Raw genomic sequence first — 25,948 nt, 5'->3', positions numbered from 1 at the left:
AGAACTATCTAATCCATTGGGTGAAGTTCTCATTTACAATGTCTATTTCCTCATCCTTTAATATCTCAATTGTCACGCTGTCATCTGCTAAGCTTAATTATTAATATCTTGTCCAACAATAATTTTCCAACGTGTTTTTTGTTTTTCAACAGGAAAAATAAATTTAGTTAAATCTCCGCTAATAACTAGTTCAACAGTTGCCTCAAACTCAGTTTCACTAACTTTTTTAGTTCCACTATATCAGTATCAGTCTTCGTCAATTCTTGAATATTGCTCTATTTGATCATCTTTATCTGGAAACCTTACATCATTAGCGTATTTTACCATTGATGATATATCCTTTGTTTCTAAAGTCTCTAAGTAATTATTTACAAGGTTTGTAACTTCTTCATCAGTGGTTAAAGTTGTTTCAGTTGAAGACCCAGATATAAGTATTAACAACAATATCCCCTTAAACTATAAACTTTTTCATTCTTCCCCTCCATTTTACGTGATTATGCATGTAAAATTATACCATTATATATTATTTAAAATGATGGAATTTGGAAACAGAAACCTAAAGGGACAAAAGAAATAACATTTAAAGTTAAAGCAGCAAACACTGAAACTTTTTTATTTTGGCTAATTCCTATTGGTACGCAAACATGGACAGAAAGAAGACTAATAGGCTTTGACATTAAGGAAAACGAAAACGATAATAACTTTTCTTTGACTTGGAACATTGATAAGCCTTACCTACATGACCATTTACATATTCAAGCAATAGGTGAAGGAATAGTAACGAATGACATAATCAATTTATCAATGCACTAAAGGTTGATGCTTCTTCAATTAACCTACCCCGCTAGTGCAGCAAGCATAACTTCACGAATTTGTATAAATATATGCTTATATACATTTTTTCTTGAGTATCGATTCATAAACTTATTGCCAAAACCTACATTCCAGAAATAGTCAAATAAGGGTCTGCCTGATTTACAAAGGAAATCATGTATGCCTCTCCATGTAAAAATGTACGTTTCAAACTGGAAAAAAGCGTCCCAATTTATCAAACAAAAACTGTGTTATCTCTTTTAAGCGGTCACACTTACCCTTAACCTAAAGAAAGAAGTATATTTCTTGCTGCAGACTTGCACCCTATAACTGATGAAAAGTTTTCAAGATAACCTTAAAAGACATTACAATGATCCAGACCTTATTATAAATTATCAATCTTTACTTCAAAGTAACAGGAAATTGTTGCTTTGAAATAAAGTTGATCAATATTATGCTACAAACGATAATTTTATAAATTGAAGAAACCCAAGCATTTTGAACAAATAATGCTCAAAATGCTTGGGTTTAGTTTTACTGTCGGGTAAGGTTTTATATAAAAGACTAATCATTAATTTTTCAAGAGTATAAAATATGCTAAAGTCACCTCACTTATAAACACGAATGAAAAAAAATGTAATTACCTATTAATTGTATCTACAATTTCTTTAAAATCATCCTCATACATTTCTTTAAATGATCTGCCTACTTTATCACTCAACAAACTAATGAAATCATCCATTGGAGGTATTACTGAATTTAATTTTCGCATATCTATAGCTAGATTGACCATTAATTCTGGAGAAAGTGCTGCTTCACTAATACTTCGCTCTAATTCTGCCTTTTTATCTCTCCAATGAGTAACATATTTTAATCTATCCATAACATCATAAATTTTTGCTTCAAAGCCATCATATCTATTTTTTTCATTATAATAATCTACATCATCTCTACTAACAATAATAAAAAATAACTTTTCTTGATAATCTTTATCTTGCATTAAGTGCATAACTTCATACATGCAATTTAATGATTTGATATATGCACTACTCACTACTGAAATAACAAAATCATGATCCCTAATAGTCTTCATAAAATCATCCAAACTATCTCTGTATTCTATAGCTTTTATATCACGACTTATTTCTATATTTTCATATTTATTTAATTCTTCCTCTAGAATATTCACAAGATCGCTTTCTTTATGTGCATATGAAATAAAGACCTTTTTTATCGCCATTTCTTCTACAGCCCCATCATTGTTAATTTTATAAGGTATATTATTTACTTTTACTAACTCATCTGATTTATCAATAGAAATGTAAAAGAGATTATTACCTTCAAATGTAAAAAAATTATATTCTATTTTTACCCCACCATCTAATAATTCTAAAATATTTTCTATATTAAGAATAAACGGGAATTTTTTAATACTTAATGTTATACTATTATCTTTTATACCTAAAATGATATCTCCACCGTTACTATTCGAGTATGCAGCAATTAATTTTGCTATTTCTTCATCACTCGCAATTGGGTGTATATATGTTGTATTCTTTCTATTGTTTGTACTTATTTTATTTTCAATATCTTTAATTGTTCTAAACATTAAAAATTACCTCACTTATATCTTGGTTAGTGGAATTTTAGATATACCTGTTGTTTTAAGCAAATCACCTAAAGTAACCATTTTTTGTTTCTCTCCATCATCCGTCCACAATTGATAGGCGTAATCATCTAAAGCCTCTAATTCTTCATCATAATAAAATATTATTTTTTGATAATCACTTGGACGAATAACGATTCTAATGTCATCTCCCTTATACTTAGCTGGAAATACCGTATCAGAATACTTTTCGTTCATCCATTTTTCTAAAGTTGCTGGAAGCGTATAATTTTTAAGACTGCTTAAATAATTAAAAATATTTTCTGTACTTCTACATAGTAATTTCTCAACATATCGTTTCATTTCTTCGGTTGAGGTAACAATATGCTTTAATTGATCGATAATGTCTTCTCTACTCAGTTCAGAGTTATTAATAATCTCTATTACTTTATCTCGATTATTAATAATTTCATCTAATTCTTCATACTTAATATTATTTTCTTCTATTTTTTCTGCTATCTTATATCTTCTTAGATTTTCTTCCGGAGAAGATAACATCATTCTCTTTGAATATAAATTTTCAAACCACTCTTTTGATTTTTCAGGATTTGATAGAAACCAATTAGTTAATCTATTAAATATTTTTTGAGTAGATTCTTTTCTTTCTACCCTATCAATAGCTTCCTTACTTAAAAGTTGTGATACTTTAATATCAATTTGATCAGAGCATATTTCATTAGTCTTAATTTTATTTGGGTGTTCCTCGAAATAGTGTTCAAATGAAATAATATCTTGGTTCAATAACTGTCCATTAATTTTCCCACCCAATAATATCAAGATATTTTTTAATTCATTATCTATATTTTTATCAAGATAAATATTGCCGAATTGTACAAATTCATTAATTTGATTCGGTACAAATGCCGATTCAACAACTTCCTCAACACCTACATCCCTAATCCAAAGAGAATAAAATGTATTTAACCAATCTGCATATTGAGTTTTATCTTTCAACCAAACGATTAATTTATCAATACTTGAATCTTTAAAAATATTGTTTATCCAATAGAATCCAACATTCTCTTCAAAAACCGCAGCCCAACCTAAGTAAGTATCTTTAATTGGTATCGATACCCCGTTATAATTAGATAAAATATCCCAAAGTAAGTCCTTATGTATGCTTTTTTTTGTTTTTGGTATAGCTATTTTCACTTTACCATTATTATCTTTAAATGCTAATCGCTTTAAACCTCCTAAATGATTATGAATAGGAACAATTGCACTCTTCTCAATATGTTCTTTAATTTCTTTGTAGCTATAAGCTTGAATAGTTGATGAGGTGGAGGGTTTTAAAATACAAATATTAAATTCATTTCTTGTCATTGTACTTTTTGAACAATAATCTATTAATTCCTTGTATAAAGAGACTGCTACCTTTATTAATTCATTATTTACTGGATTGCTATCTCTAATAGCATTTCTATCTCTTTCCACTTCAAATAAATTTGAATTAACAACTATGGGAAAACTAAATTCTTCAGTTCCTAATAGAGGGAATTCACAGAAGATTTTTGGAATAGTACTGGAAAGTGGTAAGAAATATAACTTATCATTTTTACTCTCTATAGAACAACCAATCGTTACATTATTTTCATTTAATATTAGCAACTTTTTATTACTATCAGAAGCGTTAATTTGAACAACCTTTAGCTTGTCATTTTTATTTGAAGTTATTTCAGTTCCCTTCTTGTAACAATTACCATTGTATGTAATAGAGTTGATATTCTCATTAAAAGTTAATACATAAGGAATAGTCTCTTTTAAATCTAATATCCCTTCCTCTACTGCTTCTATTATGTCATCATCCTCTATTGAGTAAATGAATTTTGTATCCACATACTTTTCTTTTAATTCCTCTTGATTTCTGCTTACAAGCTCTAATTGTTCTAACATAATTTTTGTTTTATTCTTAATATCGCTATAATGATCTCCTGATCTATCCACAGTGAACACTAAGTTTGTATACTTATTTTCTTCATGTATAAATGACCCTTCAATTTGTACAATCTCGGATAATAAATGAGTTGACATAAAGCCTGTTCCAAATTTCCCTGTTTTCTTTTCTTCTGAACTTGGCTTAGAGGAGATTTGTGTGATTAAATCTAATAAATTTCCATACGAAAATGGCAGTCCATTATGACTAAATATGATTTGATTATTAGAGTAAACAATTTTTATATCTATTTTCTTGCCTTTAGGTGTACAGTCCGATGCATTTTGAATTAGTTCCCATATCCATCTACGTCTAATAGTCTTTTTTTCTAATTCTGAAGACTCTCTTATCTTCTTCAATTCATCCCAAATTGTATTGGAACTCGCATCTAAAACCTTATTTAATAAAATCTCTTCATTAGACATAGTAATAATCAATCCTCTTTTCCTCTTTATTCTTTTTAATTTCCAAGTATTAAATTTTCACCAATATTTTTAGCTTTTTAAAATTTGGGTTTATGTGTCAATACTCATACATATGACTCTGCGACTTCTAAATCTAATTTTGTTTCTCCAAAAGAAGAATACTGTAATTAAACTGCAGCCCTTAATGATAATTTATGAGTTAATTCTCCCTTTTCACTATCACTTAATATAGATTCTAATCCAAGCTCAAGATAATAACTTAAAAGTAGATTTAAAAACAAATTGCCAATTCCCTTGCTTTATCTTAAATTAGTTATATTGTAACATATTTTACAAATTTTCTAATTTCACATATTCAAGAAAAATTCCCCACAACAAAAAGACCCGCCTATTAATGCGCATCTCCAATTTCCGTTAAGTAAATATTTACTATAAAAATTATGTCTCAATTTGCCACTTAGCTGAGCATATATTTTTGTGGTCTCACCCCTATTCAAAACCAAGTGCTTTGGATCACTTCTAGTGGAACATCGAATAAAAGCGCCCGTTTGTGGAATAAGATAAAATCCTGTTTATTCAACACAGAATTTTTAATCTAGGTGTAATTGCTACTTTTCAATCATTTCCTTCCATTGGTAGCATTTTATAAAGGTTTCGATGCAGTACTTATTGTGCTTTCCATGTTATGGGTCGATTAACGATAAAAATACTCACTGTCTAAAATGATTAGGTTGGAGCGGTAATCTGTTTAGTTCTAGAATCGGTTATGTTGTTTGCATACCATCATTAAATACTATTATCTTAATATCAGGGAATTCGTTAAATAAATCCCAAGCCAAACCGTCGTGTCATGATCTGAAACATTTCACGTAGATTTTTCACTATTTTTCAGCTCTATTACATTAAACCATTAATGATTTCAAATTCCACTGAAAATAAACACATGAGCAAATTCAGGTAAGTTACCCCATTTCCACTCGTGTCAGGGTAAACTATTTATTTATAAAAATGAAAATGTGTAAATTTAAATGTTGAAGAGATCTTACATTTAGGTACTGAAAAGCAGTATTATAGACATATTCTCCGTTTCAAATGTACATAGATAATAAAGATGTTTAATTTACAATAAAGTCTTTTAGAAAATAATAAAGTTGTTATTAAATGCAAGTCATTCTATTCAACAAGCGGGCTAAATTGTTGAGCAATATCTAGATATCTAGGTTAAACTATAGAAGAGATTGTGAAATACTATTCTTAAACTAAAGACAGGATAGTTCAATTAGTATTTTAGAAAATAAATGGTATTTTTAGGTATGATAAAAAATGAGAAGAAGATTAAAGGAGAGCTTAAAAAAAGACATTTTATATTAAAAGGCAAAACGTCAAAAACAAAAGTGTAAAGGAACTCGATGCATAAAGTATGAACTTTTGCCTATCGATGAAGATAATAAATTTGCTATGTTTGTGATGAGATAACTCCCGACTACCTATATCCTACACACTGGATGTTAAACGTGTACATTGAAAAATCTGATAACCTTTTTTAAGTACCATTTTTATTTTTTATCGTTGGTAGTTATAATAGGGAAATTTAGAAGATAGAATTTGAGTGTAAATATTTTATTTTTATACTTTTGTTTGTATTGATAAATAATAATTGGTCATTTTGAGACTAGATTAATAAGAGTGGAGGGATTTTCATGGAAAAGTATGGACTAAGTTTTAGTTTGAGAGCTTTGAAAGAGAGTAAACCTGAAGTGTGGGAACGAATTAAAGATGACTTTAATGATATTAAGATTGAGGATGAAGAAAAAGTTTACTTTAATGACTTTACTAAACATATGCAAGGGAGAACTGTATTTCATTTTTTGCAAGAATTGATTCCAGACGAATTGAAAAAAGAACTTGAGGGACCAATTAAATAATAATCTTTTGGCTAAGCAAAGAATGTAATTTCTTTGCTTTTTTTTGGAAATCCAATTCAAAAGTGCTACTTGAAGGTAGATTAATAGCTGTTGCTGATATACTGCTCCTAAAAGATGTATTGGATTTAATCAAGTCGCAACAAAATAAGTCCATTTATGAAGAAAAACAAATCGAAAATTTAGCTCCACTTTTATGTAAGCAGGTTTCACTTTAAATATTTTATTCATAGTCCAATTAATCGCTCACAGGAGTATACCCTAATCTAGTAAGATGGTTAAGCTTGCTGACATACGTGATCATAATAAATTTTGATAAATTTATAGTAGTACCCACTAACAACAAAACCTATTGATATGATCTTATGTTTAGAAAAAAATAAAAGCAAGGGATTGCTCCCTTGGCCAATTGTCTTATTATTCCTCAGTTTCAGCAAAACGCTTAATTCTTTCTCCAACTTCATCACGAACTCGCTGGAAGAAAGCCCATTTTTCCCCTTCTGTGCCTTCTGCCTTTGCTGGATCATCCAAACCCCAGTGTTCCCTTTTTACGTGAGGTGGTGTAATAGGACACTTATCAGCTGCATCCCCACATAGTGTAACCACTAAATCAGCATTATTTAATATTTCAGGATCAATTATGTCGGATGTTTGATTGGAAATATCAATATCACTTATATATTTACCTCAATTATTTCTATCATAAGACAAGGTGCTATGAAATAAAGTTTGTTTAAACTTATAGTTTTTAGTAAATATAAAAAATCCATTTTGATAAAGAATGAACAAAATGGATTTTTATTGAGTAAATTTATTTTCAATTTAATTATAATGTTTGATTAATTAATACTTATTCAGTTCAATAATCGCACCTGATTGTTGATTAATGGATTTATAATTTTCTAATTTACCTCGACAACTATTGTACCAAAATGTTCGATACCGATAAGGAATTCTAAACACCATTGGAAGGTATCGAGCTATCCGAACACCTTACTCCGTTAGGGCTATAAACTAATTGCCCATAATTCCAAACTTTTCATTCATTAACAGTGCCAGCTTCAGTTATTAAAACCATTTCTTTTTCTCCTGTGTCTTTATTGACATATACCACTTTAAAGTTGCCACTTTATATAGTTTGTTTACCTCCCAATTAATGGGTAGGAAAACAAAAAAGAGAACTGTAAGTTACCTCTACTGTTCTCTTTTTAATTACATTAACTTTTAAACAGAAAAAAGGTGGATTTTCAAATCTAAAGACAAGTAGTTCACTAGATGATGAACAGTGATTCTCAAATATTGTGAACAAAATCAAAATGATCCACAAACAAATAATACTCGGACAGTTATTTAACCTTTTTAATAAGGATTGGCGGAGATGTAAAAATCAATAACATTTATGGAGAATTAATTGATTTTTCAACTATTATGAATTGTTTCCAAAAATTTCCTCAAGGCTTTAATTTGCTCTTTATTTAATTTTTTGGCGGTACTAAGCAAAGTCTTTAAATTCTCATCTGAATTTTCATCGAAAAATTCAGAAAGGGTAATACCATAAAAATCACAAATTTTTATTAAGTTTTCAAGAGTGATCGGTACACGGCCATTTTCAATTTGTGAATAATGTGGCTGAGAAATATGAATAGCTTCAACTACCTCATTAGATGTTTTATTAAATTCTTTTCTTAACTCTTTTATTCTTAGCCCAACTTTTTCCATTTTCCAATCCATTAATATCACCTATTACTAAAGTATATTTTTAAGCTAACTTTTATTAGGGTTGAAAAGCAATAAATATTTCCATTTATTGATATAATCAATAAAATATGGATATAATATTTATTACATAAATATTTTTGAGGTGATTATGTTTGGCGATGTATAGAGCAGAAGTTGAAATTACTGGGACTAGACCTATACTGTTCAATTGTTTTTCCCCTGAATGCATACCATTGGAGAGAAAGGAAAAAAATGGTGTCGCTGGAAATAATCCTGAAGAATGGAAAAACACTTACAAAACAACTGATGAAGGATTTTTATATGTAGATGGGAGCTATATTCATCGTTGTTTAATAAATGCTGCTAAATTCACTAAACGGGGATTACAAAGCACACTCGCAGCAACTCTTGATACACTCACAGACAAACTTGTCTTCGAGAATCGAAAAGTGCCTAATCAAGAGAGAATAACAACAGATGCTTCTCAAGAGGTTTATATTGATATCCGTAGTGTTAAAATGGCTAAAACCTCTTCTAGACATATTCGATACAGACTAGCGTCATCTATTGGTTGGAAGACATCTTTTTCAATTTTATGGGATAGTTCTCTAATTAATAAGGAACTTTTAGAGAGCGTCTGTCACGATGCTGGGTTATTTGTAGGGATTGGGGACAATCGTTCAAATGGTTTTGGACGATTTGAAGTAAATTCCTTTAAAGCAATCCCATTAAGGAATCGACGAAATGCCTAAAAGTCGTTTACCTAAAGAGATTTGGTTTAACAACATTCGCCCTATCGTTTGGAACAGAGACAAGAGAAGATGTGTAAGGTGTCATAAACAGATATCACTTGAGAATTGCCATATCGATCATAAACAGTCTGGAATTTATGGTAATAATAAAATTTCCACATTGAGAACTCTCTGTTTTCCGTGCCATGCGTTAAGAAGTTGTTATTTACATAGAGGACTTACATCCAGAGCGATAGAAAAAGGAATTATTCCTCCAAATTGGAGGCATTTAACATGGGATGATGAAAAGTGTTAATTCGAAACTAGACACTACCTAGTCTGGTCAAGCTTGTGCCTACTTGACCACTGAAGAGAAATTGGTACATTACGGTTAGGTCCAATACGGTCTTGGCGGGGTGTGTTACGGTTCGGCTAGGTTTAGTTAGGCTTCACTTGGTACGGGATTTTTCTATTTTTTATTTATCATTATTATTGGGAGGCATTTTCTATGAAGCTAATATATTTTAATGATACAGGTAGGTTTGTTAGAATCCATCCAGCAACACTTGGACATGGTTGTATAGTATCTAAGGATCCAATAAAACCTTTAGAAACCAGAGAATTTTTATTACCTAAAGATACGATTCCTTGGGTCAAAATGTGGGATGAAAAGGAAATGGGGTTACGCATATTGGTTTCACCATTAAAAGAGACTGAAAAATAAACTTATTGCTCTGGAGGAGAATTAATTTTGGGGACGTATATAAATTTGACTGTTTTACCAAATAATATATCAATTTCGGAATGGGAACAAATTTATGAGGAAAGTTTAGTATTATTAAAAGCTTATCCTTATGCTGACATTGAAGAACGAGATTTTTTGGGATATAAAGTACAGACCTATGTTAAAGCAACAGAAAAAATAAATTCTGAACGCTTTTGGTCCGTTAGAGGGGATTTAAATAGTATGAGGTACGCAGAAATATTCAAATTGTCCAGAGATATAAGTAAATATCAAACTTCAAAAATTGAAAATAGTGAAGATGACATTTTATTTGAAGTGAATCTCAAGAAAACTAAAGATATTTTTAATTCAAAGACACAAGGATTTGACTATCACCTTTACATTTTATCTATTGCAATGTTAATTGAGAGTCGCTTGGGGAACAGAGCTTTAGTAGGTGGAGATATAGATTATGATCAATGCGTTAAGGCTAAACGATGGGCTGATCAATTTCTTTCTTCACCAATTGAAATTCCAGCACGAGTAGATTACGAAAAATTACTTTCTCGTTTCTCACACTCCACAAACGAATTTCAGCAGATCCAATTCATTGAAAAATGGTTTATTGCGGACGAAGAAGAATTTTTCCAAGTGATTTTTAACCGTTTTTCACGAAAAACCTTTATACACTGGTTTTCCAATAAATTAAAAACCTTTTCCTCTCCTAACCAATCTGGGGCTTTGAAAATGTTAATATACTTCTTAAATGCCACAACTGATTTAAAGAATCTTGTTTTCATTTGTTGTAAATATGAAAAAGGGCCTAAATTTTCATACTCAGAGATAATAAAATCTATTGCTCATACTTGGATTTGTTTATCACCTGATAAATTTTCATTCCTAGATTTATTAGCTAAAAATTCCGGTCAGCCACAAATTGTTGAAAGACAGCTTGGTACGGAAGTTCTAGAGATGCTGTTTTCTGGACGGGATATAAAAGCGTTTATCCCACTGACCGAAGTGGTGAATATTTTAATTGATTACATACCTGATTCAGCCAACAATATCGAATTATCTTTACGTCAAGAAATGTCTAAGATTGAAGACCAATTATTATCATTTAATAGACAGATTCAACCATCTATTGAACTTTTTAATGTTTCTACAGAGGATAGAATATATTTAGCAGACCAAGATGCCTTTTTATACTTTGATGGTTACAAAATAGCATTAACAGAAAAACAGGAATTGACATTAAAAGCCATTGCCTACAGTATAAAAACTCTATTAGATCAAGAGGGAAAAGGTGATTTAAAGCAATTTTTTTTTGGACCTTTAGAGAAATTGAAGCTGATCTTAGCTGCCTTTGTTAATGAAAAATTCCATATGATATTAACTGAGCAAGCATGGCAGTGGATTAATAAGACAGATAATCCCCTTTTGATAAGAATATTGATAGTCAAAGTAATTATTGATGATGCAAACGGACTTCAATCTGTCAAAACCCAAGATGACATAAGAAAAGCTATGTTTGAAAACAAATTCCTTACAAAAACAATTGCAAATTTCATGGATGATGCAATAGCTATGAAAGAAATTGCGAGATATGCAACAGACTGATACCGGCCATGAGAATGCATCACCCCTTACATATTTCACTAATAAATCCCACTAGATATACCACTGATCACCAATGCATTTACCAACGGTGTAATGTCAAAATTAGATTTACAACACTGTATTTTGAAAGATAAAAAGAGTCTAATTCCTTCGCATTATAACGGAGGAATTAGTCCAATGATATTACACAAGCGCCTGAATCCTGTAAAAGGTGAAATCAAACCGGCTATATACCTGAAAGATACAAAGAATACGAAACCATCCTAAAAGTATAATTTTACTAATGTATTACTTTAAGTAATTTATTCTCATCAGTTAAAGTTTCTATAACATATTTCTTGTACTTTTCAGGAAACTTCCCAATACCTGTAGTTAATATTATCTGAAAGTTTGGTTCCGACTGCTTTTCCCCTTCAATTTGCTCTCCATCTTTGATTTTTTCTGTATTTTCGCCTTGCTCTTTCTCTTCCTTAATAAATAATTCATCTATAAGCGACAAAGTGGATATTAAATTTTTCTCATCAATTCCCAAATTTTCTGGCGTATCAATTAACAAAAACTTTGGAAAAGGAACATTGTCAGTGTCAATAGACATATTGATTAGTGTTAAGTAATATACAAGTCTTCTTGTAACATAAGAACTTGCTTGTCTGTAAACCCCATCATTAATAACTGGCATGTAATTATCATCCAACTCAGCTTTAATTACGTTCTTATCTGCTTGCTTTATCAATACACTATATATTTTGTCGAACTTCTCTATTTGGACTTCCATTAACTCTTTCAAAGAGGTTTCCATATTTCTTAACTTTGCAGCTAATGAAGCCAATGTTTCCTTAGATGAATTAAATTCCTTTTGAATTTTTTCATATTGCTCAATGTTTTTTAAATTTTGTTCGACAGTTTGAATATTTGACTTTACCTCTAAAATCTTATCATTTACATTATTTAACTCCACATCATTAGAGGTATTTGTAATATTTTTTTCAACTTCTTGTAATTGAGCTTTAATTTTATCTTTTTCTAGCTCAAGCCTTGTAATTGCTGCATTTAAATCATTTAATTCTTCTTTACAAGAGCTAATTGCTGTCTCAATTGTTTCAACCGATTTTTGCCTTGATTTTAAAATATCAAGATATTCGTCAGCACTATAAAAGAACTTTTCATATTGACTCTCATCAATGGAATTTCCGCAAATGCAGTGATTTTCTTTTCTCGTTACTTCCCTTAAACAGCACGGGCAAGTATTGGGAGAAAAAAGTTTCAGTTCTTCGTGTGCCAAGATGATTTTTTTAATCTGAGTAACTTCCAAAATCAAATCTTCCTTTAATCTTAGCAAATCTCTTAGTTCAATAGTGATTGCACTCTTGTCAGCTTTTAAACCAATGTATGTACTATCCACTCTGAAAAGTTTTTCCCTCAATTGATGAATATACTTATCATATTGGGTTGAACTGTATTGGTTCTTTTTTAGACTTATTCGATACAGTTCTAATTTTTGCAGTTGTAATTGCAATTCCCTCAATTGGTTGGTTAATTCTTCTTCGCTTAAACCAGTAATTTTGAATCCCATTTTACTAACCAATTCTACATAGTTATCTAGGGTTTCTCTTAGTGTATTTTTTTCTCGCTCAGTTTTGTTATAATCGCCTATAAGGGAATAATATTCAGAAAACTGATAACCCACTAATAATTCAAAGATAACCTTTCTTACTGCAGCGGAATCTGAAACGAAATTATTATCATTCCTATGCTCTTTATAGATATTTTGTGCGTTAGTATCTTGGTCATAATGGATTAAACGAAAAAGGTCGCTGAAATTAATTCTGAATTTTCTAACACCCTGAAAAATTTCACACACTTCTATCCCAAGCTTGTATAATATCCAATCGGAGAAAATCCAATCATCTTCATTCTTTACAGCATTACGATATATTGGATAGCTTTCTTCAAAGTTCTCCCCCTTCACAAAAATAGCATTACTATTTGCAGGATTGAAATACCTTGTAAATTCAAATGGCTCCTCGTTTATTAAAACTTTTAAAAGCACATAATTGTTGGTATCACTATAAATTTCACTATGATTATCTTTATCATTCCTAAAATCAAACTGTCTGACATACATTCCAATGCCATAGCTAATAAGTGAACTAAAAGTAGTTTTGCCTGCCCCATTATCAGCCTCGACAATTTGGACTCCATTTTTAAGGTCTTTGGATGAGTAGTAATATTTATCACCTTTATAGATGATTTTTCTTAATGCTAAGCTTCCCATACTCTCACCCCATTGTTTTTATAAAGTCTTTCTAATAATGTTTTAGACGATAAACCTTTTAATCTACTAATTGCAGATCTTAATTTATTTATATTTTTTATCTCTACTTCAAATAGATCTGAGTTCAATAATGTTTCTGGAATTTTCTCCTGATTTATCCATATATCAATCGTATGTCTTTTCTCATTTTTAACTAAAGATACCATTTCGTTCGTTTCTAATGTAAATAAAATGGATGAAATCAACTGTATCCTTAATCTACTTTTAAAATAAGTTTCTCTTAAAATTTCAATGTCTTGCTTTGGAGGGATTCTATAATTATCCAAGTAACGAATAAGCAAATCCAAAAGAGATGAATCCGCTACTAAAGGTAATATATAACTTAATTTTGTATAATCTGTCCATTTGGTCCTAGCATCCTTACAACCAAATGCTTTTAGAATAATTAAGATATTGTAGGTTATAAAGTAGTAATCCTCATCCTTGTTAAACATTATCCTTTTTTTGACATTTAGATGCTGATTGTCTTTATCATTTTCAAAATTTTTTTCCATTATTCTCACCCATCAAAAGAAAGATAACAACTATCAAATAATTCAAGGATAGTGTTTCTTAATGTGTCTTTATTTTTGAAAGGGTATGTGAAATCCTTTGACTTTTCGGCTAAATGTGTTTCTGCAAATTGTACTAAATCATCTATCCAGCCATCCACAACCCTCGGTTCTACTTCACTACCATCATATGAATCTAATATCTCCAATAATCTTTCTTCGCAAGCATCATATATTCGATATTGATAGGCTCCTTTATCCTTATTATCAATTTTGGCTAATTCTATTTTGACAGCACCAATTTTTCTAGCAAACATATTTAATTTCTTCTTACTGTAACTTATTGATACTGCTTTAATTTTTTCATCAACGTTTCTCTTATCATCGGGAGATTCTAACTTCTCCCATTGTTCATAAACTGGGTCGCTCATTTTATACTGGTTATTACCAACTTCAAGTAGTTTCAAACGAACTTGTGCATCATTAATTAAACGACCAAAATGGTCTTTTATATTTTGCCTTTTTTCGAATTCGTCTAATAATGCTGAAATGACATATGATTCTTTACCAATTAAATTAACTTTATAAAACGATTGTTTTCGGATTTCTTCAATCAAAGTTTTTTCCAGTTCTTCTTCATCCTCCTGTTCAAACTTCCAATCAATTTTATTTAGAAAACTAATCCATAATTCATCTGACAATTCTTCAAGCAACTGAAGAAAGCCATCACTTTCTTTACCCTTGTATTGCTTTCTATATTCATCTAAAAGAACTGTTTTAACAGTTGAAAGTAGGTTTTTTTTATCGAAATCTTTTTTTATTAGCAACTTGATTATTGGTTCATCTGGAAGGTTAATATTAAGACTTTTAAGATATTGAGTGTTATATTCCTTACCGATTTTAACATTGGTATAAAAACAGAAAATAAGACCTTTAATATCGTGCTGAAACCAACAATCTAAAAAACTAATTAAACTATTCTTTACTTCATTTGACATAAAGGAAAAGGAAGGCTTTGAATCATAATTTTTATCACCTTCAGCGATTACTTCAACCTTTTCATCTTCGATTGCTTTGATGTAAACATCGTCAAAAAATTCCGTTCCCGCATAGATAACAGCTTTTTGAGAGGCATTCATTTTTTCAAACAAAAGTTTAATTGCCCTAAGTCTTTGCAGCCTAAACCCTTTTCCCTGTTCTCCAACTTCTCTGTTAATCGTAGACATTAAGTAAACACCCTTTAATCATTTTCACTTTGCAAAAGTTTCGACAAAATCTTTCTCACCTTCTATTTTACTACAATTCCCCAATTTTCCAACTATTTTCCTATTGGTAATCACCTATCCAATAATATGAATACGCTGTTAATCCCCACATCAACTGTGTACCTCAGACTCACAAAAAGATATCTATTTGCTTCTTTATTACCACCCTAGCATTTATTATCTATTTTGATTTAAAACTCAAAATCCACGCCCTCAGAGTGTTTATTAATCAGCGTCAAATTAACAAACAGTTCAAAGGCATTTTTACGTTAAACCTATAACTGACTAATAAATATTCCTATTTCAATTATTTTCCTAAACCAACCTTGAAAAATTACAATGTATAATCAGATATCTGGCTCTCTGAGTAATCTAATGTTAATAACTCTTCTAAATTCAAATACCGTACTAATAGAATTCTTGTGATTTAAAAGAGAGAGTCTTAAATTTTTTCTGTAATTCTCTATTGATCTAATTTCATCTCGATTTTTTTCCCTTCTTTTTAGGCATAATAAAAACCGGGCAAAAATCACCCAGTTCTTTTTTATGTAGTAGACATATGATATTTTATATTCTGGGGCAACAATCAGGCAGAAATTATTCTAGTTGCGACCTAACTCTAAAAATATAGCTTTTCAAAAGCTTCAAATATTTCTTTATTGACAGGATCATCGAGAACATCTAATAATCCATTATGAAAATAACGATTTACCAAATGGACATAGTATTTATATGTTGTATCTATATTCTCATGCCCCATCCACTCACGCAATTCAGCATCAATTACGGCATTATAAACATAAGCTTTTCCTAGTGAATTATATTGTTTTAATCTATCCAAAACAAAGTATGTTGCAAAAGCATGTCTAAACATATATGGAGTAATTTTCTTCTCAGGACACCTAGGATCTTTGGCCACTTTGTTAAAGTTATCTCGAAGCATTTTTGGTGTAACAACCGTCCCGTTCTCGGATAAAAACAACGCATTATTTGGTGGCATTTTACCATTATTTCTTTCTTGGTATCTTGCTGCCCGTTTAACTCGTTCAGGCATCCATTTTCTACAAATAATAGACCATACATCGGGTGGAAACTTGATGTCCCTATCTTTTCCTTTTGATTCAAACCGAAACAAAATTTCTTTAAGATCTGATAACTCTTCGTCACGATAACGTTTCAACCCAGCATTTAACCCTGTACCCATATATGGTAACTGGAATAACTCTTTTGGTCTCAGTGCTGTTTTCCATAAAACAATCACAATGAAGGCGTATACAACATCATCAATTAATTCTATGATTTTAGGAATATTTTCTCTGTGAATAAACTTATCTCGCTCACGGGCAACATGAGTCGTTGACCCATTCCCTATACGCGTTCGCTTCTCTACTTGTATTTTTGTTTTAACCATTGCTGAGCTACCCTGTATTTGAACGGTAATTTTCTTTAGTTCCATATTCCAATAATGTCTATATCCTTTTTCTGTTGCCCATTTAAAAAAGTATCTCAATGTAGCTATATAATCCTCAATAGTTTTATTACTTGGTCTACCCTCAAAGTCTCTATTATTTATTAAATAACCGATATAAGCGTTTATTACATCCTCATCTGTCAATTGCCAACTCATTGCTTTGATCCCTTTATCATCTCGCCATTGAAGAAATCTTGCTAACACCGTTGTATATTGCTTTAGCGTTTCTATACTTCTAGACCTTTTTTGCGCTAATTCAATTGCCCAATAACTTGGGCCTTCTATAACTCGAAAGTCTTCATCTAAAAAGATGGGAACAGTATCTTTAGGGGATACATCAGTATGTTTCAAGCCATCAGTATTAAACAGATACATATTACCTTCCACTACCTTTTTAACATTTTAGCCTTATAAGAAGACATAAGGTATTACTAAAATGGATTAATCTAATCTTTCCAATTCCAATTTGTATAAAGCAATCATTTTATTAACCATATCCATACTCTCTCTCAGTTTCATTAACTTTTCATCATATGACTTAACAAACTCATTTTGGTCAGGAAAATTAAGATCTTCCTGCTGAAAGGAATTACTCCTTAACACTCCTTCTTGCAGTAACTTCAACTCAAGATTTTTTAACATATCTTTAAGGAATGGATTTTGTATCAAGGCACTTTTACTAAAGCCACACTCTGCACATATTTGTGATCTTCTTAACTTTCCTTTACTTGGATTAAGGTAATTGTGCCAATCGCCCTGTAGATAATGTAGCTTAATAAATTCATCAAATGCCTTTACGTTGTTAGCTCCTTTAATACGCCCCGATTCAGACATCAAGCGCGCCCTCCGATGATAATTTCATTGAATCCTTCATTAATCGAAACCTCTTCAAATTTCTCAGCAAACCTAATTATTAAATCACTAGGAATAGTAGTTTTAAGTCTAATCCTACTCTCGCTTACATTTCTCTCTAAACACTCTTTCGTATCACATAAAATTCTCACACAAACAATCTTGCAATCAGAATTTAAATTTCTTATATACTTCAAGATCATTCTCCTTATTAATTGAGAATGATTTGTTCCATCAAAGTACACTACTGAACCTTCATTTTGTGGTTTGTGATCTACAATCCAAGAGGATTTACCACTAGCAAAGTTTCCGCATAATACATAAACGATTTTAGGAGGATAACTTTTACTAAATAATTTATTTATATTCAATAAAGATTCATAAGTTAACTCAAGTAAATCTAAATTAGTTATTTTTGATCTTTGAGTTTCCGAGTACACATCAATTATTTCTTTTTTAACAAAGGGAACCATATTGGCATTGCGAACTGAATCAATTTTTAATCTATTAATCTCTGCTTCATAGAATTCACAACGATCTTTTAGTTCATTTAACTCGATAAGAGAATTGGTTTCTTTTTCTATTCGTTCAGGTGTCTTTTTGGCTAGATACATATATTTATGAAGTTCATCAAGAAGTTTCTTGAATACATTGTCAGCCTGCCCACTTATGAAATCTAAAGTTTCTTGGCAAGTTCTTAATTCATTTTCAAGACGTTGAGCTTCTATTTGCCACTTGGTTTCCTCATATTTTTTTGTCGAAGCTATTTTGAGCCTTGAAGATGGCTTATTGTTTTTTATGACATCACGTACTTCAACCCAATCGGGGTGTTTCGAATAAATAGTTGCACGACTAACTTCAGAGATTTCAGCCACCTCAGTAATCGCAATTTTTTCCTTTCCACTTTCTCGCAACGATGCAATTACGGAATAAACTAGTTTAAGTGCTTCATCATGCTTTAATATTTTGTTTGCCATAATTATCCCTCCCCGTCTCGGAAATCAAGAAACTTTCTCTTACAAGATCAGGAAAACAGCTTTTTAAATAATCAATTCCTTTTAATTCGTACAACCTTTCAATGCAATCCCTTATAGTTTTGTTCGAAAAACGCTTCTGACTCTCACTACAATATTCATCTTTTATAAAATTAGCATGAAATTTGATAGTATCTTCAAGGTCTTCTATCGAGTTGACGGTGAATACAGACCAACTACAATCCGTAACATTGCAATTACAAGATTCCGGCGCTAAATGAACTAATCCTGAATGAGTATTTGTACAAATTGCTCCAAAAGATGTCCGATGCAAAATATTTAAACCGTCCTGTAGTAAGATTTGAATATACTGCTCAAGGCCCTCCCAACCGTCATCATTCAATTTGGCCTTAAATATAGTTGATTCATCAACTAATCTTTTAATCCTTTTTCCTGCTTGACCGCCAATACATTTTTTGTCTATAGCCTCAAGTAATTCACTAAGTAACTCTTTATTTTTTTCAATAACAGCAAGTTTGATTTCTTCAGCCATACCAGGCATTTTCACTATATACGAGAGAGTCATCGCTAGACTCTTGTGGGAAAATAGTCTTCTAATAACACTGATGTTGTTCGGATTTTGATAAATTGCAAACATAGCAATAGTTTTACGAAACTGATGGGGATGAATATGTTCTATTCCAAGATCTTCACACCAACGTTTAAGAAACTGATTGATACTTCGAGCAAGAATCTCTTTTCCGAAGCTTGAAGTAGAACTAATCATCAATTTCTTTGATTTTCTCGATATACGAGCCTTTTCTGTTAATGCTTCTAAGCAAATAAATGCTTTATATGCTATTTTTGGTACTGGAAGGATAATCGGATCGCCTGTAGAACCTTCGGATGTTTTAGAAACAGTTATTCTGATTCGAAAATCATCTTCTGACCCTTTAACTGGCCAACAATTATTAGCTTCAAGAAGATACATTTCACTATTTCGCATTCCCGTAACCAAAAAGAGAATGAAAACGCATGAATTTCTTAACTCCGTTACAAGTTCGATAGCCTTCATCTTAATTTTAAATACATCATATACAATTGCAATGTCTAGACTCTCTAATTCAATCCCTAAATCCAAGGCTATATTTATTACTTCACTTTGCTTTAATTTCCAAATGTTAGAGCTATAATTTGGATTTTGCTTATTCCAAAGTGGATGATTGTTAACGGCATATCTAAGTTTATTATTTAAGTCTTTGCTCATCGTAACTTGACTATAATCCGTAAATTTATAGCTTTGAAGATCTAATATCTTCAAATCCATATTCAACAAATTTATAATAGCCTTCCCCCATTCAAAGGACTGGATTTTAGCAATATCCCCACCGGCTATAATGGGCCAAAGGGCAGTGTAGAGTTTCAAAACTTCGACAGATTTTTTTTCAATATTATCTATGCAATAAGGAACTAACTCCGAAAGAGTATCAATTGATATAGGCAAATACTCGCCCTTATTATCTTCCGCATTTTTAGCGAGTTTTGAATACATATCTGCATCGAACGGTTCAAAATTCAGGCGATAATCAACTGGAATCAACTTGTTTTTAGATAGTCCCACCCAATGTTTAACCTGTTTAGCGAAGTCATAGATAGCACTTGAATCTTTCAAATCATATTTGATAAAATCTGTAAAATGATCTTTTGTTAAGTAAAAAGTGTTAGTAAAAGACCCATTTTCTTGAATATCAATAAAAAGCCTATGTTTATAAAGAAACTTCCCTAATATTTGTAAACTCCACAAATTTTTTTTCGATGTATTAAAAGACTTTACATTTTGTAAACAGGCATTTTGAGGCAAGGAATAAAACGCTATCATTTTGAGCAACCAACAAAGGTATCTGTTTTCATTTGAAAGCAGCGAAACACCTTCTAAAACTTCTTTGTCCCAAGAAAAAAAGCAATCATCTTTATAAATTGGGCTTCCCTCTTGCCTCCAATCCCAAAGAGTATCTTTAAAAGTACTTAGTTTACTTACCTTAAAGTCTTGTATTTTGTCAAATGGGATTTCTGATAGACTATAGAAATTAATAGATATTTCATCTATCTTTTCTTCCTCGAATTGAGGATTAGCATCGTCTATCTCTTCATCCATAAGTTCTGCCTTGTATTTTTTTGCTATTTGGTCAATAGCTAGTTCATACAGATTCTTCCCCATCCTACACACCTCTCATTATCTGCGGTAGTACTACAAAACCCATCCTAGCTAATTCCCATGCAGTCTTTACTTGGTCCTTGTTGTTCCAATATTCAAAAATTTGATTCCATGCTTCATACTCATCACCGTATTTAAGTATCCAATCAGAAGAACTATGTGTTTTTTTCAACTTATCCAAATCTAGAATCCGTCGGGCGATATACGGCAGGGCCTCGGGGAATACAATAGCTTGTTTACAAAGTGCGCACTTGTTAAAATATCTACATTTTTTACCTTCACCAACATAATCATCAAACCCGGGCCACGACGGCTTCGTAGCGTCTTCACAAGCGAGTATATATTTTTGCGAACCTGCATCTAGTATGTGTATTATCGTTTTTTCATCCAAGTTAAGTTTAATTGCTTCTGTTTTTATTAGTTGCAATTTTTCTCGCTCTGTCTTTGCCTCATTGATGGAATTACATAGAGAACGAAAGGATGTTGACTCCACTATCCGAACTTTAAAATTAGTTAGATCTTCAACAAATTGCTTTTGTATCTCTTTTATCCTTGAATCAAGTACAAGGTTGGTACTTTCATCAGATATATAATGTTCTATTGATCCTCCGTCATTATGACTTAGATCTTCACTGAGTTCGAGTTCTGATTTACCCAAAAGTTGTTTAATTGATACATAACCAGAACGAACCTTGGGATGAGAAATACCGGTTGTATCTGAAAAATATTTAAAGTTATGACGCTCAATAAATCTCTTACTAAAACCATTAAAACTTTGTTGTTCATTGAATGATGAAATAATTTCTTTTTGAGATTCAGGTATAGTAAATTGCCATAAAACTCCCGGCCTATAGGGGCTGTTGACAAAATGGGAAAAGAGCTTTGCTCCTTTCCCATTCTCTTTTTAAGAGTATATTTATTAGTTTTCTTTATAATTTTTGTCTTAATTCATTACCTTTATAATTCTTTTTAAATTTAATGCCAACGCTGAAAAAAGGCATTGTTCAGAAATTTTTTCAATGCCCCTCTTATATGTTTTATACAGGTTATGCTTAGATTTCAATGTTCCGAAGGAACCTTCACACCAAACTCTTCGGAGCTTTTGGAATGCTTTATATTCACTAGTTTTTGCCCTCTGAGTATTTGCTTCCAACAATTCATGTGCAATTGGTCGAGAAATCGTTCTTTTACTTGCTGTTTCCCCAAAACAACATTCTCGAAATGGACAGACTTTACAGTCTTTACTTTTAGCAGAATACGTTTTTAAATAATTATCAGTTTCTTTTTTTCTTAAATGGGTAAACGTAAGTGTTTTTTTATTGGGGCAAGTATACGTATCAGTGTCAATGTTGTAGGTAAACTCCTTATAAGACGTTGTTTCGAAAGGTGTAGTATATCCTATGGGACTAATATAACCTGTGATTTCCAATGTTTTTAAGCCATGATGAATCTTAGTTTTATCATATCCTTTATCAGCTGCCACATTTTTAATGTTTAATTCAAATTTTTCTTGTATCACATTTAATCTATCTATAAAAGGCTCACAATCATTTATGTTACCAGCACTCGGATGAATATCAACTATGATTCCGTTTTTTGTATCAATACTTGCATGTGCTAAGTAGTGGGGACCAGATGGCTTTCCAGGGCGATTTAATAAGCCAGAGTCAGGGTCCGTTTTTATTACAGAAATCTTTTCGGTAGATGAACTCTTTGATTTTCTGCCTCGTTTCTTCTTCCCAGATTCAATTCTTTTATCCTCAAGCTCTTTTTCAATTTTTTTGGCTTCCTTTTCAAGGGTATTCAAATATTGAGAAGGTGTTTTCTCTACAACTACCTTTTCGGCCTTAGCCTTTGCAGCACTAGCTTTAATATGGGTAGAATCAGTAACAATGACTTCACCAGTCACTAACCCATTCTCTATACAAAGATCTATAATATAATCAAAAATTTCTTGAAAGACAGTACTATCCTTAAATCTCCTTCGTCGATTCTGGCTAAATGTGGAGTGATCAGGTACAGTGTCAGATAAATCAAGGCCTAAAAACCAGCGATAAGCAATGTTTAGATTGACTTCTTGTTCTAACACTCGTTCTGAATCAACATTATAAAGATAGCCAATGAGTAACATCTTAAATAAAAGTACAGGATCAAGTGATTTCCTGCCGAGTTTCGAATAATATTTTTCCATTTTGTTATATACAAAAGAGAAGTCTATCTTTTCATTAATTTGGCGAAGAATATGATTTGAAGGAACAAATGTATTTAAATCAATAAACTCTAGTTTACTTTGATATTCATCTTTACGACCCATCATAAAAATTCCCCCAATACAAAACCTGTATAGAATAATTAAATTCTACACAGGTATTGGTAAATCCTATTAGTTTGTCAACAGCCCCTATAGTAAGGGCTATTTTTATATTGGGTAATTATGCTTTCAACATATTTAAGTAGCTGATAAGTGTCTAACATTTTGTTTTTGTTAGAGCGTCTTGTGACTTTTAGAAATCCCATACCATTTGAACCGCGTATTTTTCTCCCGTGAATTATTACATAATTTTCAGGATCTATTAGATCCGGCGTTATATGTGCATCCACATCATCACTTATTGAGAGTAAACTTTCAACATTCCACCCCGTATTTATTAAAGCCAGAAGGAAAAATGGATATAAAGTATCGCTTACAAAGTGTTGTGCGGCATAAACCGACATTTTTCCTAAAGTTCCGTCCATGAATTTGATTTTACGAGAACTATAAGATACAGCACTGTTAACCATGTATGCCAATGGATCTTTAGTCTTTAGAATTGTAGAGTTTCTAAGATTTTTGTTATTTAACAAACCCTTAGCTTTCTCAATAGGCAAATGATACGGGAATAGTGGGAAACGTTTCTTTAATGTGCCTAAAGCTAAATTAAATTGTGATATGGCTCTTTCTTGGTCAGGGTGTTGTGAAATTCGGGTCGCAGATGGGGAACGTCCGCAAGAGGCTAATTCCGCCCCTCTTTGTATGTAAAAATCTTGTATCTGATCAATTGTGTAACCTAGTTCTACCATTGCTTTCAGCGCATTTGGAGCATTACTAATAAGCCTCTTAATCCAAGCTCTTTCAGTCCCCTTACTCTTTAAACGACTTTCTTCAGTTCTCCTCATACCCTCATGAAGAAAATACATTAAATTCTCGATATTCCATTCTTCTGTTACAAGTTCTTCATCAAGGCTTAGATACGCCTGATGAAAACTCTTTATTTCCCTGATATCCTTTATACAAGCATCAATTAGCTCTTTCATTTCTCTTGGATGATATCCCTCAATTGTACCCTCATTTTTTCCCGGACCTGTTGGCCAAGGAAAACCCACTCCTATTGACGGGTCCTTTGAAAATTGCTCTTGTAATCGTTGGACAATTCGTCTAATTGCTGCAAACCATTTACGGCAATGACTGTTCTTCGGATAGGTACTCCGTAAGTAATTAGAGAATGATTTTGCTATTAATATGTTAATGTCATTTACTTTTGTTACTGAATTATTACTCAAATTGTTATCGCTATTAAGAAACTCAAGAAAAACTCGAACTCCTTGAGCATTATCTTTAATAGTATTCCGGCTACAATCTGGTACTATAATTTCGTTTATGCCTACGATAAGCTGCTCAATTAAGTACTTGTTTTTTGGATATTTACTGACTAAGTCAGAGAAATCAACTGTATAGATACCAGCTTTTCCTCTTTCCTTTACGTGATAATTATTTACATATGCTACAGAAGGCAAATACTCTCTTGCAGCAGCCCTTGAAAGAATAGACTCCTCAGAAACATCCAGTGTTATAGAGCCAATATTCAAACGTTCTTCAGCTTGCCTTCCAACCGTTTTCTTTAATGACGCTTTTTTTGCCATTAAAACAATTCCAATTGTTTCTCTAATAACTTGCGAACGGGAGCATATGTTTTCCGATGGATAGGGCAAGGTCCATATTCCTTTAAAGCAAACATATGATCTTTTGTTAAATAACCTTTGTGTTTGTCAAAACCATATTGGGGATAAATCTGGTGCAACTCCCTAATTGCTTTATCCCGTTCGACTTTAGCTAAAATAGAAGCTGCACTTATGGCAGGAACCAAATCGTCACCCTTCACAATAGCCTCTGCCGGAATATCGATGTTAGGCAATTTATTCCCATCGACAAATACTTTATTAGGCTTAATATGCAACCCCTCTATGGCCCTTCTCATGCCAAGAAGAGTTGCGTTCAGAACATTTAAGGCTTCTACTTCCTCAAGGGATGCTATTTCGATACTCCAGCTAAGAGCTTTATGTTTAATTTCTTCAGCCAGCTCTTCCCGTCGTTTAGCAGAAAGCTTCTTCGAGTCTCTTAACCCCTCAATAGGTTTGTCGGGATCAAGAATACACGCTGAAACCCATACCCCTGATATTGCCGAACCCCTACCTGTTTCATCCACTCCACATACCAACATCACTCATAACTCCCCTTTAACAGCTTAAAACTAAAACCAATTTTACATTCTATATGAATTTATGGATTATTTTCTTTGTATACTCCTCGGTCAATCATATATATACTTTCAGAATATCCAGTTATAGCTTTCTATCTTTACTAAACAGTATAGTACAGAATCTACATATTTCACTAATAAAGAACTTAGTTCTACTCCCCTAACCTAAGCTCCCCCCACTAAATATCCCTAAAAAAAAATCACCTCTTCAGGTGATACATAACTATAATCATTCTAGATAACAACCCATAGTTAGTCAAACAAATTTTTGGTAA

The 25,948-nt window shown here is 31.8% G+C and carries 19 protein-coding genes and 1 pseudogene; 4 read left to right on the top strand and 16 right to left on the bottom strand.

Annotation, left to right across the window (positions count from 1 at the left end; translation table 11 throughout):
* Positions 1-246: 246 nt before the first annotated feature.
* The 3 genes from AN957_RS11175 to AN957_RS11165 form a co-directional block, all read right to left on the bottom strand.
* Entirely contained in the window at positions 247-441 is a 195-nt protein-coding gene (locus AN957_RS11175) for a hypothetical protein (RefSeq protein ID WP_056684135.1), read from the bottom strand.
* A 1,012-nt stretch (positions 442-1,453) separates the two neighbouring features.
* Positions 1,454-2,422, bottom strand: coding sequence for a TIR domain-containing protein (locus AN957_RS11170; protein ID WP_056684132.1), 969 nt, complete (start codon positions 2,420-2,422; stop codon positions 1,454-1,456).
* A 15-nt stretch (positions 2,423-2,437) separates the two neighbouring features.
* Entirely contained in the window at positions 2,438-4,849 is a 2,412-nt protein-coding gene (locus tag AN957_RS11165; RefSeq protein WP_156341137.1) for an ATP-binding protein, read from the bottom strand.
* Positions 4,850-6,537: 1,688 nt separating this feature from the next.
* Here AN957_RS11165 and AN957_RS11160 point away from each other — a divergent pair.
* Entirely contained in the window at positions 6,538-6,762 is a 225-nt protein-coding gene (locus AN957_RS11160) for a hypothetical protein (RefSeq protein ID WP_056684128.1), read from the top strand.
* Positions 6,763-7,176: 414 nt separating this feature from the next.
* Here AN957_RS11160 and AN957_RS11155 read toward each other — a convergent pair.
* Positions 7,177-7,428, bottom strand: a pseudogene (locus AN957_RS11155) (arsenate reductase/protein-tyrosine-phosphatase family protein); the annotation flags it as partial.
* Between the two features lie 750 nt (positions 7,429-8,178).
* Positions 8,179-8,490 (bottom strand): helix-turn-helix domain-containing protein, encoded by a 312-nt coding sequence (locus tag AN957_RS11150; protein ID WP_056684124.1) that lies wholly within the window; start codon positions 8,488-8,490, stop codon positions 8,179-8,181.
* Positions 8,491-8,630: 140 nt separating this feature from the next.
* Between AN957_RS11150 and AN957_RS11145 the strand changes: the two genes are divergently transcribed.
* The 3 genes from AN957_RS11145 (at position 8,631) to AN957_RS11135 (ending at position 11,553) form a co-directional block, all read left to right on the top strand.
* Positions 8,631-9,230, top strand: a complete 600-nt coding sequence (locus AN957_RS11145) for a hypothetical protein (protein ID WP_056684121.1) — start codon at positions 8,631-8,633, stop codon at positions 9,228-9,230.
* 487 nt (positions 9,231-9,717) lie between these two features.
* Positions 9,718-9,933, top strand: a complete 216-nt coding sequence (locus AN957_RS11140) for a hypothetical protein (protein ID WP_056684118.1) — start codon at positions 9,718-9,720, stop codon at positions 9,931-9,933.
* A 27-nt stretch (positions 9,934-9,960) separates the two neighbouring features.
* Positions 9,961-11,553: a hypothetical protein gene (locus tag AN957_RS11135; protein WP_056684114.1), complete on the top strand. Its 1,593-nt coding sequence runs from the start codon at positions 9,961-9,963 to the stop codon at positions 11,551-11,553.
* Between the two features lie 280 nt (positions 11,554-11,833).
* On the opposite strand, the gene AN957_RS11130 is transcribed toward AN957_RS11135, so the two are convergent.
* The 11 genes from AN957_RS11130 to rnhB all read right to left on the bottom strand — a co-directional run bounded on the left by AN957_RS11130 (position 11,834) and on the right by rnhB (position 25,634).
* Positions 11,834-13,828: a coiled-coil domain-containing protein gene (locus tag AN957_RS11130; RefSeq protein WP_056684111.1), complete on the bottom strand. Its 1,995-nt coding sequence runs from the start codon at positions 13,826-13,828 to the stop codon at positions 11,834-11,836.
* On the bottom strand, positions 13,816-14,382 hold the full coding sequence (locus AN957_RS11125; protein WP_056684107.1) for a hypothetical protein: 567 nt from the start codon (positions 14,380-14,382) through the stop codon (positions 13,816-13,818). The genes AN957_RS11130 and AN957_RS11125 overlap by 13 nt, the downstream gene beginning before the upstream one ends.
* A gap of 5 nt (positions 14,383-14,387) precedes the next feature.
* Positions 14,388-15,605: a hypothetical protein gene (locus AN957_RS11120; RefSeq protein ID WP_056684104.1), complete on the bottom strand. Its 1,218-nt coding sequence runs from the start codon at positions 15,603-15,605 to the stop codon at positions 14,388-14,390.
* 658 nt (positions 15,606-16,263) lie between these two features.
* Entirely contained in the window at positions 16,264-17,490 is a 1,227-nt protein-coding gene (locus AN957_RS11115; RefSeq protein ID WP_056684101.1) for a tyrosine-type recombinase/integrase, read from the bottom strand.
* Between the two features lie 66 nt (positions 17,491-17,556).
* On the bottom strand, positions 17,557-17,949 hold the full coding sequence (locus AN957_RS11110; protein WP_056684098.1) for a hypothetical protein: 393 nt from the start codon (positions 17,947-17,949) through the stop codon (positions 17,557-17,559).
* Positions 17,949-18,944 carry a helix-turn-helix domain-containing protein gene (locus AN957_RS11105; RefSeq protein ID WP_056684095.1) on the bottom strand — a complete coding sequence of 332 codons (996 nt, stop codon included), beginning with the start codon at positions 18,942-18,944 and terminating at the stop codon, positions 17,949-17,951. Before AN957_RS11105 ends, AN957_RS11110 begins: the two co-directional genes overlap by 1 nt.
* A complete protein-coding gene (locus tag AN957_RS11100; protein WP_056684092.1) occupies positions 18,919-21,159 on the bottom strand; it encodes a tyrosine-type recombinase/integrase in 2,241 nt (746 codons plus the stop codon). The genes AN957_RS11105 and AN957_RS11100 overlap by 26 nt, the downstream gene beginning before the upstream one ends.
* Position 21,160: 1 nt before the next feature.
* Positions 21,161-21,814 (bottom strand): hypothetical protein, encoded by a 654-nt coding sequence (locus tag AN957_RS11095; protein WP_180320705.1) that lies wholly within the window; start codon positions 21,812-21,814, stop codon positions 21,161-21,163.
* A 285-nt stretch (positions 21,815-22,099) separates the two neighbouring features.
* Positions 22,100-23,473, bottom strand: a complete 1,374-nt coding sequence (locus tag AN957_RS11090; protein WP_056682886.1) for an IS1182 family transposase — start codon at positions 23,471-23,473, stop codon at positions 22,100-22,102.
* Between the two features lie 74 nt (positions 23,474-23,547).
* On the bottom strand, positions 23,548-25,056 hold the full coding sequence (locus AN957_RS11085) for a hypothetical protein (protein WP_180320704.1): 1,509 nt from the start codon (positions 25,054-25,056) through the stop codon (positions 23,548-23,550).
* The gene (rnhB, locus tag AN957_RS11080; RefSeq protein ID WP_056687142.1) at positions 25,056-25,634 is read right to left on the bottom strand and encodes a ribonuclease HII; all 579 of its coding nucleotides are present in this window, start codon (positions 25,632-25,634) and stop codon (positions 25,056-25,058) included. Before rnhB ends, AN957_RS11085 begins: the two co-directional genes overlap by 1 nt.
* Between the last annotated feature and the right edge of the window lie 314 nt (positions 25,635-25,948).

Source organism: Cytobacillus solani, from assembly GCF_001420595.1.
In the GTDB taxonomy this organism is placed as follows: Bacteria; Bacillota; Bacilli; order Bacillales; family Cytobacillaceae; genus Cytobacillus; species Cytobacillus solani.
The sequence above is the reverse complement of the archived record's forward strand: the minus strand, read 5'-3'. Positions and strand labels throughout refer to the sequence as shown.

What these genes read in the sequence shown, in the direction of transcription:
- AN957_RS11170 (WP_056684132.1), bottom strand. Translation starts at nt 2,422, where the DNA reads ATGTTTAGAACAATTAAAGATATTGAAAATAAAATAAGTACAAACAAT.
- AN957_RS11160 (WP_056684128.1), top strand. Translation starts at nt 6,538, where the DNA reads ATGGAAAAGTATGGACTAAGTTTTAGTTTGAGAGCTTTGAAAGAGAGT.
- AN957_RS11150 (WP_056684124.1), bottom strand. Translation starts at nt 8,490, where the DNA reads ATGGATTGGAAAATGGAAAAAGTTGGGCTAAGAATAAAAGAGTTAAGA.
- AN957_RS11140 (WP_056684118.1), top strand. Translation starts at nt 9,718, where the DNA reads ATGAAGCTAATATATTTTAATGATACAGGTAGGTTTGTTAGAATCCAT.
- AN957_RS11130 (WP_056684111.1), bottom strand. Translation starts at nt 13,828, where the DNA reads ATGGGAAGCTTAGCATTAAGAAAAATCATCTATAAAGGTGATAAATAT.
- AN957_RS11125 (WP_056684107.1), bottom strand. Translation starts at nt 14,382, where the DNA reads ATGGAAAAAAATTTTGAAAATGATAAAGACAATCAGCATCTAAATGTC.
- AN957_RS11120 (WP_056684104.1), bottom strand. Translation starts at nt 15,605, where the DNA reads ATGTCTACGATTAACAGAGAAGTTGGAGAACAGGGAAAAGGGTTTAGG.
- AN957_RS11115 (WP_056684101.1), bottom strand. Translation starts at nt 17,490, where the DNA reads ATGTATCTGTTTAATACTGATGGCTTGAAACATACTGATGTATCCCCT.
- AN957_RS11110 (WP_056684098.1), bottom strand. Translation starts at nt 17,949, where the DNA reads ATGTCTGAATCGGGGCGTATTAAAGGAGCTAACAACGTAAAGGCATTT.
- AN957_RS11105 (WP_056684095.1), bottom strand. Translation starts at nt 18,944, where the DNA reads ATGGCAAACAAAATATTAAAGCATGATGAAGCACTTAAACTAGTTTAT.
- AN957_RS11100 (WP_056684092.1), bottom strand. Translation starts at nt 21,159, where the DNA reads ATGGGGAAGAATCTGTATGAACTAGCTATTGACCAAATAGCAAAAAAA.
- AN957_RS11090 (WP_056682886.1), bottom strand. Translation starts at nt 23,473, where the DNA reads ATGATGGGTCGTAAAGATGAATATCAAAGTAAACTAGAGTTTATTGAT.
- AN957_RS11085 (WP_180320704.1), bottom strand. Translation starts at nt 25,056, where the DNA reads ATGGCAAAAAAAGCGTCATTAAAGAAAACGGTTGGAAGGCAAGCTGAA.
- rnhB (WP_056687142.1), bottom strand. Translation starts at nt 25,634, where the DNA reads ATGTTGGTATGTGGAGTGGATGAAACAGGTAGGGGTTCGGCAATATCA.